The sequence below is a fragment of the Pseudomonas putida genome (assembly GCF_016406145.1).
Classification (GTDB): Bacteria; Pseudomonadota; Gammaproteobacteria; order Pseudomonadales; family Pseudomonadaceae; genus Aquipseudomonas; species Aquipseudomonas putida_E.
Genome location: NZ_CP066306.1, coordinates 3,796,243 through 3,809,843, shown reverse-complemented (window position 1 = coordinate 3,809,843; position 13,601 = coordinate 3,796,243). Strand labels below are relative to the sequence as shown.

The 13,601-nt window shown below is 60.8% G+C and carries 11 protein-coding genes; 10 read left to right on the top strand and 1 reads right to left on the bottom strand.

The annotated features are described in order from the left end of the window. Window positions 1-27: 27 nt before the first annotated feature. The 6 genes from JET17_RS17555 to JET17_RS17530 all read left to right on the top strand — a co-directional run bounded on the left by JET17_RS17555 (window position 28) and on the right by JET17_RS17530 (window position 6,769). A complete protein-coding gene (locus JET17_RS17555; protein ID WP_012315296.1) occupies window positions 28-1,038 on the top strand; it encodes an AraC family transcriptional regulator in 1,011 nt (336 codons plus the stop codon). Between the two features lie 178 nt (window positions 1,039-1,216). Continuing rightward, window positions 1,217-2,860: an AMP-binding protein gene (locus JET17_RS17550; RefSeq protein ID WP_012315295.1), complete on the top strand. Its 1,644-nt coding sequence runs from the start codon at window positions 1,217-1,219 to the stop codon at window positions 2,858-2,860. Between the two features lie 13 nt (window positions 2,861-2,873). Further along, entirely contained in the window at window positions 2,874-3,641 is a 768-nt protein-coding gene (locus tag JET17_RS17545; protein WP_012315294.1) for an SDR family NAD(P)-dependent oxidoreductase, read from the top strand. A gap of 11 nt (window positions 3,642-3,652) precedes the next feature. Further along, window positions 3,653-4,846: an acetyl-CoA C-acyltransferase gene (locus tag JET17_RS17540; protein ID WP_012315293.1), complete on the top strand. Its 1,194-nt coding sequence runs from the start codon at window positions 3,653-3,655 to the stop codon at window positions 4,844-4,846. Window positions 4,847-4,854: 8 nt separating this feature from the next. Continuing rightward, complete coding sequence (locus JET17_RS17535; protein ID WP_012315292.1) at window positions 4,855-5,982, top strand: acyl-CoA dehydrogenase; 1,128 nt, start codon at window positions 4,855-4,857, stop codon at window positions 5,980-5,982. Between the two features lie 13 nt (window positions 5,983-5,995). Further along, window positions 5,996-6,769, top strand: coding sequence for an enoyl-CoA hydratase (locus tag JET17_RS17530; RefSeq protein ID WP_012315291.1), 774 nt, complete (start codon window positions 5,996-5,998; stop codon window positions 6,767-6,769). Here the strand turns inward: JET17_RS17530 and JET17_RS17525 are convergent. Next, a complete protein-coding gene (locus JET17_RS17525) occupies window positions 6,756-11,339 on the bottom strand; it encodes a DUF6543 domain-containing protein (RefSeq protein WP_012315290.1) in 4,584 nt (1,527 codons plus the stop codon). The genes JET17_RS17530 and JET17_RS17525 overlap by 14 nt on opposite strands. 293 nt (window positions 11,340-11,632) lie before the next feature. Between JET17_RS17525 and JET17_RS17520 the strand changes: the two genes are divergently transcribed. The 4 genes from JET17_RS17520 to JET17_RS17510 all read left to right on the top strand — a co-directional run bounded on the left by JET17_RS17520 (window position 11,633) and on the right by JET17_RS17510 (window position 13,594). Further along, window positions 11,633-12,037: a TraR/DksA family transcriptional regulator gene (locus JET17_RS17520; RefSeq protein WP_012315289.1), complete on the top strand. Its 405-nt coding sequence runs from the start codon at window positions 11,633-11,635 to the stop codon at window positions 12,035-12,037. A gap of 182 nt (window positions 12,038-12,219) precedes the next feature. Continuing rightward, entirely contained in the window at window positions 12,220-12,414 is a 195-nt protein-coding gene (locus tag JET17_RS27355; protein ID WP_012315288.1) for a hypothetical protein, read from the top strand. A 500-nt stretch (window positions 12,415-12,914) separates the two neighbouring features. Then, window positions 12,915-13,385 carry a hypothetical protein gene (locus tag JET17_RS17515; RefSeq protein ID WP_039602828.1) on the top strand — a complete coding sequence of 157 codons (471 nt, stop codon included), beginning with the start codon at window positions 12,915-12,917 and terminating at the stop codon, window positions 13,383-13,385. Further along, complete coding sequence (locus tag JET17_RS17510) at window positions 13,382-13,594, top strand: hypothetical protein (protein WP_012315286.1); 213 nt, start codon at window positions 13,382-13,384, stop codon at window positions 13,592-13,594. Before JET17_RS17515 ends, JET17_RS17510 begins: the two co-directional genes overlap by 4 nt. Window positions 13,595-13,601: the final 7 nt, after the last annotated feature.

Sequence of the window (13,601 nt, the reverse complement as noted above, 5' to 3'; positions counted from 1 at the left end):
GGCGGCACGCAACAGCCAGGAGGGCCGATGAGCGAGAAAGACACCATCTCCATGCAACTGGTGCGCGAAGCCCTGTTGCAGACCTGCCCGGCGGGTGAGCCGGATGCCGCTCTGCTGGCGCAGGCTGGCATCGACATCGGCCAGCTCGACCAGGCTGATGCACGCGTCAGCGCCGAGGCTTACTCCCGGCTTTGGCGCTTGCTGGCGCAACGCTGCAACGATGAATTCTTCGCCATGGACCCCCGTGGGCTGCGTACTGGAAGCCTGGCATTCCTGTGTCGGGCGAGCATGGCCCAGCCCACCCTGCAGGCTGGCCTGGAAACGGCGTTGGCATTTCTTTCGCTGATGCTGCAGGACCTGCAACCGGTACTGGTGCGCCAGAAAAGCCTGGCCGAAATCGTCATCGTTGAACCCAATGATCAGCCTCGGCGTGCGTTCACCTATTTTACCTTCTGGATGATCGTGCACGGCGTCGCCTGTTGGTTGGGAGGGCGGCGTATTCCGATCCTGGCGATTGACTTGCGGTGCGCCGAGCCACCTTTCTGTGATGACTACCGGGTGATGTTCTCGGAAAACCTGCAGTTCGAACGCCCCTTGACCCGGATGATCATCGCCGGGGACTGCCTTGACCTGCCGATGCGCCGCAGTGAGGACGAGCTTCAGCGCTTTCTGGCAGAGGCACCTGGCAACATCCTGGTGAAGTATCGCGACCCGAACAGCCTGGCCCGTCGTATCCGCCAGACGCTTAGCCAGCAGGCGCCCAGCCAATGGCCTGCCGCCGAGCAACTGGCGGCAACATTGTGCATGTCGGCGTCAACCTTGCGGCGCCGTTTGGGCGAAGAGGGCCAGAGCTACCAGGCGCTTAAAGACAGTATTCGCCGCGAGTTGGCAATTGCCTGGCTGGCGCAGCCGCAGCTTGGGCTTGGCGACATCGCCGAGCGGTTGGGCTTTGCCGACAGCAGTTCGTTCTACAAGGCGTTTCGCAAGTGGTTCGGGTGCAATCCGGGGCATTACCGCAGTGTCTTCCTGCAGGCGTAAACCGGCCCTGCAATAGCCATGCTCCGACGGGCAGTTGGCGCATTGCGAAGGCTGAGAAGACACGCGGCCAAAACGCTCATTCAGATTGACAGCTTTGGCCATTGCCCAGGTAGGCAGGCGGCGCGAACATCGTCAGACCGATGGTGCACTCCAACAATAAGAACCCAGGAGTCTGACGATGCGCGAGTATGGCGACGCCGTCCTTTCATTCAATCATGCCGAGGCCGCAATGGGGCTGCACGGCAGCCTCGCAGCCCTCAATGCCTGCGTCGAATGCTGTGACCGCCATGTGGCCCAAGGTGGTATCGCCCTGGTCTACGAGGACCGAGAGGGCAATGGCAGGCTCTACACATTCGGGCAGATGCAAGCCATGGCGGCCCGCTTTGCCAGTGTCCTGAGGGCCCAAGGCGTGCAGGCCGGTGACCGTGTAGCAGGGCTGATGCCACGCACCCCCGAGTTGCTGGTGACCATCCTCGCCACCTGGCGCCTGGGCGCTGTTTACCAGCCGTTGTTCACTGCCTTTGGCCCCAAAGCCATCGAGCACCGCCTGGAGCAGTCGCATGCCAAGGTAGTGGTCACCGACCGTGGCAACCGCGCCAAGCTGGACGATCTGGTCGTGTGCCCCGTGCCGATCATCGTCGGCGCTGACGAGGGTGAACTGGACTTCCAGCGCCTGCTCGATGCCGCCTCTGCCGATTGCGAGCCAGTGATGCGCTCGGGCAACGATCCCTTCCTGCTGATGTTCACCTCGGGCACCACTGGCCCTGCCAAACCCTTGGAAGTGCCGCTACGCGCGATCGTCGCGTTCCAGGGCTATATGCGCGATGCCATTGGCCTGCAGCCACAAGACAACTTTTGGAACCTGGCCGACCCAGGGTGGGCCTATGGCCTTTACTACGCGGTCACCGGGCCGTTGTCGCTGGGTCACGCCACCACCTTCTACGATGGCCCGTTCAGTGTCGAAAGCTGCGCGCGGGTGATCGACAAGCTGGGCATCACCAACCTGGCAGGTTCGCCCACCGCATATCGCTTGCTGATCGCCGCTGGCAAGGCGTTCTCAACGCCGGTCCAGGGCCGCCTGCGGGTCGTCAGCAGTGCCGGTGAACCGCTCAACCCCGAGGTGATCCGCTGGTTCGCCGATGAGTTGGGCGTGACCATCCATGACCACTACGGGCAGACCGAGCTGGGCATGGTGTTGTGCAACCACCACGGCCTTGAGCATCCCGTGCGGGCGGGTTCGGCCGGTTTTGCCATCCCTGGCCACCGCATCGTGGTGCTGGACGAGCAGGGCGCCGAATTGCCCGCAGGGCAGCCTGGCATTCTGGCAGTGGATCGGGAGCAGTCGCCGCTTTGCTGGTTCGGTGGCTATCACGGCCTGCCCACCAAGGCCTTCGTCGGCAAGTATTACCTGAGCGGCGATACCGTCGAGTTGAACACCGACGGCAGCATCAGCTTCGTCGGCCGCAGCGACGACGTGATCACCACCTCTGGCTACCGTGTTGGTCCGTTCGATGTGGAAAGCGCACTGATCGAGCACCCGGCTGTGATCGAAGCCGCAGTGATTGGCAAGCCGGACCCTGAGCGCACCGAACTGATCAAGGCCTTTGTGGTGCTGGCTAGCGGTGTTCACGGTAGTGCCGAGCTGGAAGAGACCCTGCGCCAGCACGTTCGCCAGCGGTTGTATGCCCACGCCTATCCCAGGGAAATCGCATTCGTCAGCGAGCTGCCCAAGACCCCGAGCGGCAAGCTGCAACGCTTCATCCTGCGCAATCAGGAAGTTGCCAAACAACAAGCGCAACAGGCCACTCCTGCCCGCGCCTGAAAGGAACCCGATCATGCACATCGCCAACAAACACTTTATCGTCAGCGGCGCAGCTTCAGGGCTGGGTGCTGCCACTGCGCAGATGCTGGTCGAGGCCGGCGCCAAGGTCATGCTGGTTGACCTCAATGCCCAGGCTGTCGAGGCCAAGGCCCGCGAGCTGGGTGACAACGCCCGCTTTGCGATCGCCGACATCAGCGACGAGCAAGCGGCCCAGGCCGCCGTCGATGCCGCTGTAACGGCTTTTGGCAGCCTGCACGGGCTGGTCAATTGTGCGGGCATCGTCGGTGCCGAAAAAGTGCTGGGCAAACAAGGGCCACACGGCCTGGCCAGTTTCGCCAAGGTCATCAACGTCAACCTGGTCGGTAGCTTCAACCTGCTGCGCCTGGCTGCTGCTGCGATGGCCGAAGGCGTTGCCGACGAAAGCGGCGAGCGCGGGGTGATCATCAATACCGCCTCGATCGCCGCCTATGACGGTCAGATAGGCCAGGCTGCCTACGCCGCCTCCAAGGGCGCCATCGCCAGCCTGACATTGCCGGTTGCCCGCGAGCTGGCGCGTTACGGCATTCGTGTGATGACCATCGCCCCGGGTATTTTCGAAACCCCGATGATGGCCGGCATGACCGAAGAGGTACGTACTTCGCTGGCTGCCGGTGTGCCGTTCCCGCCGCGCCTGGGCCGCCCGCAGGAATACGCGGCGCTGGCCCGACACATCATCGAGAACAGCATGCTCAACGGCGAGGTGATCCGCCTCGACGGCGCACTGCGCATGGCTGCCAAATAAGGAAAGCGCACATGACCCTCGCCAATGATCCTATCGTTATCGTCAGCGCCGTGCGCACGCCCATGGGCGGCCTGCAGGGCGATCTGAAAAGCCTGACCGCGCCACAGCTGGGCAGCGCGGCCATTCGTGGTGCCGTGGAACGTGCCGGCATCGATCCCGCCAGTGTCGAGCAAGTGCTGTTCGGCTGCGTACTGCCGGCCGGGCTGGGCCAGGCGCCGGCACGACAGGCTGCACTGGGTGCCGGGCTGGACAAGCACACCACCTGCACCACCCTTAACAAAATGTGCGGCTCGGGCATGCAGGCCGCGATCATGGCTCATGACCTGCTGCTGGCGGGGACCGCAGACGTGGCGGTGGCGGGCGGCATGGAAAGCATGACCAACGCCCCGTATCTGCTGGACAAAGCCCGTGGCGGCTACCGCATGGGCCACGGCAGGATCATCGACCACATGTTCATGGACGGCCTGGAAGACGCCTATGACAAAGGCCGCCTGATGGGCACCTTCGCCGAAGACTGCGCCCAGGCCAACGGCTTCACCCGCGAAGCCCAGGACCAGTTCGCCATCGCCTCGCTTACCCGTGCCCAGGACGCGATCAGCAGCGGCCGCTTTACCGCCGAGATCGTGCCGGTGGAAGTCACCGAGGGCAAGGAAAAGCGCGTCATCACGGACGACGAGCAGCCGCCCAAGGCGCGCCTGGACAAGATCCCGCAGCTCAAGCCTGCCTTCCGTGAAGGTGGTACGGTGACCGCAGCCAACGCCAGTTCGATTTCCGACGGTGCTGCGGCGCTGGTCCTGATGCGCCGCTCCGAAGCCGACAAGCGCGGCCTCAAGGCCCTGGCAGTCATCCATGGCCACGCGGCCTTCGCAGATATCCCGGCGCTTTTCCCGACCGCGCCGATCGGGGCCATCGACAGGTTGATGAAACGCACCGGCTGGACCCTGGCCGACGTCGACCTGTTCGAGATCAACGAGGCCTTCGCCGTGGTCACGCTGGCGGCCATGAAACACCTTGACCTGCCGCACGATAAGGTCAACATCCATGGCGGCGCCTGCGCCCTTGGTCACCCGATCGGCGCTTCCGGCGCACGCATCCTGGTGACCTTGCTGTCGGCCCTTCGCCAGAACAACCTACGCCGCGGCGTTGCGGCCATCTGCATCGGCGGTGGCGAGGCCACGGCCATGGCTGTCGAATGTCTGTATTGAGGTGAACCATGTTGGTAACTGACGAGCAACAACAGATCGTCGATGCGGTCCGGGCTTTTGCCCAGGAACGCCTCAAGCCTTTTGCCGAACAATGGGACAAGGAACACCGCTTCCCCCGGGAAGCCATCCAGGAGATGGCCGAACTCGGCCTGTTTGGCATGCTGGTGCCCGAGCAGTATGGTGGCAGTGACACCGGCTATGTGGCCTATGCCATGGCCCTGGAAGAAATCGCTGCTGGCGATGGCGCCTGCTCGACCATCATGAGTGTGCACAATTCGGTAGGGTGCGTGCCCATCCTCAAGTTTGGCAGCGAACTGCAAAAGCAGCAGTACCTTGCACCGCTGGCCAGCGGGTCGATGATCGGTGCATTCGCTCTCACCGAACCCCAGGCCGGTTCCGATGCCAGCAGCCTGAAAACCCGTGCACGGCTGGATGGCGACTACTATGTGCTCAACGGCAGCAAACAGTTCATTACCTCCGGGCAGAACGCCGGTGTGGTGATTGTTTTCGCTGTCACCGACCCGGAGGCAGGCAAGCGTGGTATCAGCGCCTTCATCGTGCCCACCGACTTGCCCGGTTACCAAGTGGCGCGAGTCGAAGACAAGCTCGGCCAGCACGCATCCGACACCTGTCAGATCGTTTTCGACAATGTGCGCGTTCCAGTGGCCAACCGCCTGGGCGAGGAGGGGCAGGGTTACAAGATCGCCCTGGCCAATCTTGAGGGTGGGCGCATTGGCATTGCTTCGCAGTCGGTGGGCATGGCCCGTGCTGCGTTTGAAGTTGCCCGTGATTACGCCAAGGAGCGTTGCAGCTTCGGTAAACCCTTGATCGAGCACCAGGCGGTAGCGTTCCGCTTGGCGGACATGGCCACCAAAATCGCCGTGGCTCGGCAGATGGTGCTGCACGCCGCAGCACTGCGCGATGCCGGGCGCCCTGCGCTGGTGGAAGCGTCGATGGCCAAGCTGTTTGCCTCGGAAATGGCCGAAAAGGTCTGTTCGGATGCCTTGCAGACATTAGGCGGTTATGGCTATCTGAGTGACTTTCCGCTGGAGCGGATTTACCGCGACGTGCGGGTTTGCCAGATCTACGAAGGCACCAGCGACATTCAGCGCATGGTCATTGCGCGCAATCTTTGAAGGAGCAGTCTGCATGGCATTCGAAACCATCCTGTTGGATATTCACGACAAGGTCGGCCTGATTACCCTGAACCGGCCCCAGGCGCTCAATGCGCTCAACGCACAGATCGTCAGTGAGATCAATCAGGCCCTGGACCAGCTCGAGCGTGACCCGAATATCGGCTGCGTAGTGCTGACCGGTTCGGCCAAAGCCTTTGCCGCCGGTGCCGATATCAAGGAAATGGCTGAGCTCAAATACCCGCAGATCTACGTCGATGACCTGTTCAGTGATGCCGACCGCATTGCCAATCGCCGCAAGCCGATCATCGCTGCGGTATCGGGTTTTGCCTTGGGCGGTGGTTGTGAGCTGGCGATGATGTGCGACTTCATTCTGGCGGCCGACAATGCAAAGTTCGGGCAGCCGGAAATCAACCTGGGCGTACTGCCAGGCATGGGCGGTACCCAGCGCCTGACCCGGGCCGTGGGCAAGGCCAAAGCCATGGAGCTGTGCCTGACGGGGCGTCTGATGGGGGCTGAGGAGGCGGAGCGTGCAGGCCTCGTTGCGCGCGTGGTGCCACAGGCCGAACTGGTCGAGGAGGCATTGAAGGTGGCTGCGACCATTGCTGGTAAGTCGATCCCGGTGAGCATGATGGTCAAGGAGAGCGTCAACCGGGCCTTTGAAGTCACGCTGAGCGAAGGTGTGCGTTTCGAGCGTCGTGTGTTTCATGCGGCATTTGCCACTGAAGACCAGAAGGAGGGGATGGCCGCCTTCATTGCCAAGCGCGAGGCTCAATTCAAGGACTGCTGACCTGCGGCAGGGGCAGCGACCTGCCCCTGCCGGTGATCAGGCCTGGTGGTCGAAGAAGTACCGCTTCGCCGCTGCCAGGTCGATCGGGCTGCGATGCACTTTCGGTCTCATGCCCGCCAGCATCTTTGACGACACGGCCACGTGCATGGCGCTGCTCAGCCGTTTTCAGGTGGCCGGCGGTATAGGTGGTCTGTTCGGCATCCCCGTCCGAATAGTGGAAATGTGCATACCAGAGATCTTCGCCATCACGGCTGATGGCGTATTCCTCGAGGTAGTCATCGGCCCGGCCCGCTAGCTTGGCCAGTTGCCGCCGTGGGCCGGTCATACGAACCTGCACCTGCTTATGCTCCAGCAGAAAGCCCAGTTCGCTCATTCGAGGCTTTTGCAGCAATGCTACCCGCGTTCTCTGCTCGACCGCCTGCTTGGTCAGCGTTGCCGACAGGTCTTCGATCGCCTTGATGCTCAGTGCCGCATCGGCATCGTGGATGCTCTCGTCAGTCTGGTTGTCACGGGTCAAGCGCAGTTCGATGGCTGCTCGGTGGTGGTCAAGGCCATCGCGGTGCAGCAGCAGTATCTCCTCGATTTCAACTGGCAGATAGGTGTTGGCCTTGGCGCCTTGCATCAGGACCAGGCTGCTTCGTGCGCTGGACAGGCGCCTTTCGCTTTCGCTGAGTAGCGCCTTTAGTTTGGCTGGAGGACGCGCGTGAGTTTTATTCTGTGCAGCGTGTACCGGTACCCACTGCTCATTGTCACACTTGTAGCTGCGTGTAACTGACCCTTGCTCACTGCCAGGAATGTCGACGATGTTGTCATCGTCCGCCCGCGGCTGGCCCAGCAGCAGTCCATCGTCACGGGTTTCGATCAGGCCGGGCAATTGCTGGCTGAGTTGCTTCACGGAGGTGGATTGGGGCCAGTCGGCGTATTCGGCGAGTTGGCTGAGCACATCTGCAGTCATGTCACCGATATCGCTTCGCAGTTGTGTAAACGCCGAGGGTACTGCGACCTCGTCGAACTGGCTTTGCAGAATGCCGGCCCGTCGTTTAGCGGTCTCCAGATGCTGCATGATGTTTTCCAGCAAGCGGTGCTTGGCCTCGTCGCTGGCATTGACCCGTTTGCTCAGCTGAACCCGTTGCCCTATGGCCAGTTCGATGCTGTCCCTCGTACGCTCGAGCCAGAAGGTTCCGGCGTCGCCCAGCGGTTCGAGCGTGATGCGGTTGACGCAGTTTTCGAGGCGCATGAAGCGCCAGTGCAAAGGTGACCAACGGCCTCGCTGCTCTTGAAGCCCCTGCACCATCTTCAGGGTGCCGTGCAGCGAAGGGCTTGCCAGCTGGCGCAGGTTCTCAAGCCCCTGGTCGAAGGCAGTGGCGTTGTCGAACAGGCTATCGATCAGTGACGTCAAGTTGGCCAACCTTGCAGCGAGAACCACCTGATCCGCGGGCGTCGATTCGGCTTCTTGCTCGATCATGTCCAGCAAGCGGGCACGTTCGGGTTTGTACAGGCGCATCAACAGCTCACGGATCTGCAATTGGCAATTGAGGTGCTGGTAGAGCGTCCCCGCGCGTTTGACCTTGTAGTCGGTCACCGGCGTCAGTTCATTGAGTTCTTGCAGGCGCTGGATATGCTCGGCAACGAACGTCTCGAACGTCTGCAGCTTTTCGAGGCAGTTACGTAATATGCGCGGGTCGTCTGACCGGCTGGCCAGCTCGCGCAGCTTTTTCATGTACGGCAGCTGCTCAGTGATGCTTTTTGAATCGTTTACCACCCGGTCGATCTTCTCCCGGGTATTGTGCTTGCGTTGCGCTTGCAGACTGGCTATCCGCTTGGAGGGTGGCATGCCACCGCGCAGTCGAAGGCGCAGGTCGAGCTGCCAACGGCCTGCCTCATCACGCCTGAGCAAAGGGCCTGGGGATTTGTCGTTTCCGCTGCCGATAATTCGCATCTGATCCAGAGTTGGGTCCAACTGTGCCTTGAACAGCTTGCCCTCGAGCAGTACCAGTAAGTGATCAGCCTGCAAATACAAACCGCGCATCGGCCCCGTAGGGATGGGTGGGCCGAGCGCTATCGTTGACACATCTGCCTGCAGCTCGGCAAGCGCTTTGGCCTGGCTGCTGTCGAGCCTGAGTGTTGGTTGGGCCCATCTGAATTCGAGCTGGGCCTGAGTTGGGGTGGTCAACACAATCGGTGCCGGTATTGGCTCGTTCAGCTCTCCGGGAGGAAGGACTGCATGCAACGGATGCTCCTGCTCCTGTCGTCTCATGGCATGGTTGAAGATCAGGAATGCGACATTGACCAGCAGTTCGATCCAGGCGCCTGTGCGGTCACCTTTACTGCCCTGGCCCTCGGCATCGACCAAGCGGGCGAATGTGGTTTCCATCTGCACCAACCAGGCGGCTTCCGCCAGAGGGCCTTCTACAAAGGGCAATACGGTATTGAGCAATAACCAGCCCAGCTCTTCCCAGCGCTGCCAGCGGGTTTCGGCGCTGCTTGCCGATTGCGACTTGAAATTGCTCAACGTTTCCAGCACACATGCTTCGTAGATGGCCCGTGCAGGGCTGAGCACGGCGGCTTCGCGCGACAAGGTGATGGGCGCAGGCCTGACCAGTGGCACCGCCCAGTCATCCTCCAGCGGGTAGAACAGGTGCGGCTCCTTGAAGCCACCATGGGCATAGATGCGGCGGTCTTCCGGGGCCAGGCGCTGGAGCACGTCGTTTTGTAAATCGCCAGGCTCTGAGAGCGCCACCAGCAGCGCCATGCGGTCTGCATACTCGACCATCGGTTCGCGGTGCAGGGGGCGGTAAAGCAGGCACTGGGCGTTTTTGAAGGAGTCGTCCTCGATCAGCCAGGTATTGAGCGGATGATCGGCAGTCGCGTCCATTGTCCGCAGCAGGCCTAGAGGGCGCATGACCCAACTGCTGTGCTCATTGGGCAAGGGGGCAAGCACCTGCTCTATGGCCACAATTGCCGCTGGCGCTGGCCGACCATGCTCGAGAAATCCGCCCATCACCTTTGTTGGCAATTGCGTAATCAGCTGCTTGGCGAACAGGTCCTCGCGGTGCGCGCGTGCCTGCGCATCATTGAGCAGCAACGCGCGTAACCGCGCAGGGTATGTCGACCCAATATCGGCTTCGGTGACGAGTGCACGCAGCGCCGGCGTGTCCAGCCAAGCGGGGATCGCTTGACCATCGACGCTTTCCACCACTACGCGGCCGGGTTTGAGCAGCCCCAGATTGGCGATTGCCAGTTGGGCCAAGCTGAAGCTGACCGGTTTTAAGGTCCCCCCATTGATGACTTCGCCCGGCAGTGGTAGCGCTGTTTCGACGGTTTGATAATTGATCACCCGCACGGCCGCCGGGTCCAGCATGGATTCGGGGTGGTCACGCAGGATCAGTTCGGTGAGGCGTTCGCAGGCAAAGTCATGCGCGCTAGGCACACCGTCAAGCCAGGTTTGCCCTTCGCTCTCTGAGATGCTGCGGGCGACGTCCGTAAGCATCGAGCTATAGACGATCAGGGCTTGGGGCTTGCCCGCACGTATCCAGTCTGGCAACTGATCGACCAGTGCTTCCTGGCTGGCCAAGTCGTTCATGTCGCACAGATGCGTCATGGAAGTTAGCCGATCCAGTGCGTCGGCGAGTTGTTGGGCGCTGCTTGTGCCCTTGAATGACAAGGTGGCCAGCTCCAGGCATTCCAGTTGTTGCTGCAGCAAGTTGGCCGCTTGGGCCTGGAATGGCTGCTGCTCGAGAGTGCCCAGGCGCACGTTGGTTGGCGACATGGTAATGACGGATGGCCAGTGCCTGGCAATGCTGTCCTGCAGCTGTTGGCGCGACGCAAATGACAGCAATCGGCCTATTGGCGTGAACAATAAGGTGAAGGGCGGCTGGCCTGGTGATTCGGGCCGTTCGATGAGTAGCGCACTGGCAAGGTAAGGATCGAGTTGCCAGTCAGCGGAATAATTGCAGGCCAGAGTGTGTATGGAAACTCCATGGCTGCTGGTCAGGGCTAGCAGGTCATCCGGTTTGGCCTGGTCGTCAGACAATGCCTTCAGCGTGGCTGCGGCAGCCGCCAGCTTGCCATCGTTGTGTGCTTGCTCGGCGGCGCTGCGTAGCAGCGCCTGCAGGTGGTTGGCAAACCACATCCATGGCGTCTCACCTTGGCTGTCGGCCTCGCACCAGAAGTTGACCATCGCTGTGCGATAGGCGTGCAGCAGCATCGGCCCGCAATCGTTTACCAGCGTTTCAAGTACATGCAGGTCAACCGGAACGGGGTTGTCGGGGTCTATGGCATGATTGCGACAAGGCACATCCTGATCAGCGGTCAGGTTCAGTGTACGCTGCAGGCAATATCGCTCCACCAAGACCAGATAAAGCGGGCGCACATAGGCATCACCCATGATCGGGCCGAAGCTGGCGAGTTGCAGGGACAGGGGGTCGAGATTGGTATCGAGCCCATAATCTGGCCAGTGCTCGACCAAAAGCTGTGCCGCAATTTCGAACAGGGTGGGGCGGCTGGCGAACCTCTTGGCAACGGAACAAGACGCAGTGGTGGCACGCGGGAGTCTGATAGATGATGTCATGGCTGGAGCCTGGCTGGGGAAGAGGCCCCATGAAACCGCTCCAGTGATCTGCCCTGGCTCTAAAGATGTAATGCCAGTGGCAACGTCTGAACCGCAAGTTGCTGCCGTCAGGCGCAAACCACGTCATTTCGGTCAATTACCCGGTGATTGGTGTTGCCCCTTGCGACGTGGGGCCTTAGACTGCCGCCCCCTGCAAAAGAGTGCCGATTGGCGCTTGAAGAATTCTGTTGCCAATGCCCAGGCGTTGGCGATACCCGAATCGCCCAAATGCACATTTTTTCATAGAGAAATCGATGACCAAGGAACAGTTGCTGGCCATGTCGGCCGATGACTACATGAACGCTGATCAACTGGCCTTCTTCACTGGCCTGTTGCAGGCGATGAAAGTAGAAACCCATGAACGCATCGAGCTGAGCCGTGCCACCATCGAAAGCCTGGATACCCCGTCGGATCCTGCCGACGTGGCCTCGGTCGAAGAAGAGCGTCACTGGTTGGTAAATGCCATCGAGCGCGACCAGCGCCTGCTTCCGCAGCTGGAAATGGCTTTGGGCCGTATCGCTGACGAAAGCTTTGGCTGGTGCGACGACAGCGGTGAACCGATCGGCCTGCAGCGCCTGCTGATCAGCCCGACCACCAAGTACTGCATCGAAGCCCAGGAGCGCCACGAGCAGCTCGATCGCCACCAGCGCCAGATCTGACCGAGCGTTGTGTGCCAGGCCCCACGGAGCGATCCTTGGGGCTTTTTGCGTTTGCTGGCTCCTACGGGCTAATTCGTTACTGCTGGCGCAATACTGCTATACCAATGTTGGCTTTTTTCGGCAGGTTGGCGGGCGTATCATGGCTGCATCGTTAGGTTGCTAAGTAAATTCCGGAGGGAATGATGAATAGCCGAGTCGATGTAGCCGTGATGATTGGCTCAGGTGTGTCCGCTGCCTTGCAGGCGCTGGGGCGTCGAGTATGTTGGGTGGTGCTGATAAACGGCGAACGGCGGGGCCCTGCGTTTGCGACACGTGATGAGGCGCTGCAGTGTCAGGCGGCCTGGCTGAAACAGCTGGAGAAAGGCCGAGCCGCCTGACTGTCGTTCAGTTTTCGAGGCTACGGGCCAGCTCGCAGGCGTCATGGTGGCGACGTCGAAACCCCTTTACTCTACCGGTAGCGCTTTCAGTGACGTGGAAGAACTCGATGCCGGCAGGGATAACGACGTAACGAGGTATGGAGCGAGAATAAATGCGCTTTGCCTCTCGACGTGTTTCTGTGTTTTCGTGCATATTTCTTTCCCAGTAATGCGCTGATGGATTGCAGAGCCCGTTCTGCCGAAGGGCCTGGCGTTATCTATCGCATCTTTTCTGACGGAATAGTTGTAAGACATTACGCTTCCCGGTTGGGGATTGTGCCTAAACCCGTCCTTCGGGCGAAGTCTGGCAAGCAGGAGTAAAGTTTCCTCCATGCTGTATAGCCAGAAGGCACAGACGTAATGCACATCGCTTCATTACTCTTTTCGCCTATCGAAATGAAAGGGCCGTGCCTCACCGATGGTGAGTGGGGGCGGATGTTACCGATTTGAGGATTACTTCATTGGCAGTCAGTACTCTGGATACCCACGCTTTGTTCGCCCTTGGCGATTTGCGCGGTAAGTTGGCCAAGCTGTTTCAAGGCCGTTTCGTTTATGTCACCGAGCAGAACCCCGAAGGCCTGTATATGGCCGAAATCGACACCGAGAGCGCGTTGGTGGTCGATGACAAGCAGCGTTTGGAATTGAAGGTAGGGGACCACTTTCGTGCTGCCGTATTGCCCAGTCGTGAAGGCGGCAAGTTGGAAATGCGCTTTCGTGAGATCAAACTGAACGTCTACGGCGTAGGGGACTATGCCTTTGTCTCGGTGCCGGAGGGTGAAGGTATCGTGTTCCGTGAAGGCCAAGGCGTAATGCTAGTGTTCGCGGCTCAACAGCAAGTCCAAGAGGGCCTGGGCAAGCTGCTCAAGGCCGTGACCGGTAAGGTCGCAAAATGGCGTAAGGGCGAGTTGACCACTTTCAAGGCGAGTGAATGAACGAGGGGCAGGTGGCGGATGGCAGCCGTGCCGCGTTCCATCGACAATATCGGGCCATGGCCGTGGCACAAGCAGAACGTTTGCTGGCGCGGCGCGATGAAATGCAGGCGGCCTGGTTGACCTGGGTGGCGGCCCAGCTCTATCAGTTAAGCCCGCCTCCCTACGTCGCCATGGTGCGGCGAGAGTTGCAGCGTATCACCCAAGAATGAGCATGCT

Excerpts from the sequence above, each read along its gene's own strand:
- JET17_RS17555 (WP_012315296.1), top strand. The coding sequence starts at position 28 with ATGAGCGAGAAAGACACCATCTCCATGCAACTGGTGCGCGAAGCCCTG.
- JET17_RS17550 (WP_012315295.1), top strand. The coding sequence starts at position 1,217 with ATGCGCGAGTATGGCGACGCCGTCCTTTCATTCAATCATGCCGAGGCC.
- JET17_RS17545 (WP_012315294.1), top strand. The coding sequence starts at position 2,874 with ATGCACATCGCCAACAAACACTTTATCGTCAGCGGCGCAGCTTCAGGG.
- JET17_RS17540 (WP_012315293.1), top strand. The coding sequence starts at position 3,653 with ATGACCCTCGCCAATGATCCTATCGTTATCGTCAGCGCCGTGCGCACG.
- JET17_RS17535 (WP_012315292.1), top strand. The coding sequence starts at position 4,855 with ATGTTGGTAACTGACGAGCAACAACAGATCGTCGATGCGGTCCGGGCT.
- JET17_RS17530 (WP_012315291.1), top strand. The coding sequence starts at position 5,996 with ATGGCATTCGAAACCATCCTGTTGGATATTCACGACAAGGTCGGCCTG.
- JET17_RS17525 (WP_012315290.1), bottom strand. The coding sequence starts at position 11,339 with ATGACATCATCTATCAGACTCCCGCGTGCCACCACTGCGTCTTGTTCC.
- JET17_RS17520 (WP_012315289.1), top strand. The coding sequence starts at position 11,633 with ATGACCAAGGAACAGTTGCTGGCCATGTCGGCCGATGACTACATGAAC.
- JET17_RS27355 (WP_012315288.1), top strand. The coding sequence starts at position 12,220 with ATGAATAGCCGAGTCGATGTAGCCGTGATGATTGGCTCAGGTGTGTCC.
- JET17_RS17510 (WP_012315286.1), top strand. The coding sequence starts at position 13,382 with ATGAACGAGGGGCAGGTGGCGGATGGCAGCCGTGCCGCGTTCCATCGA.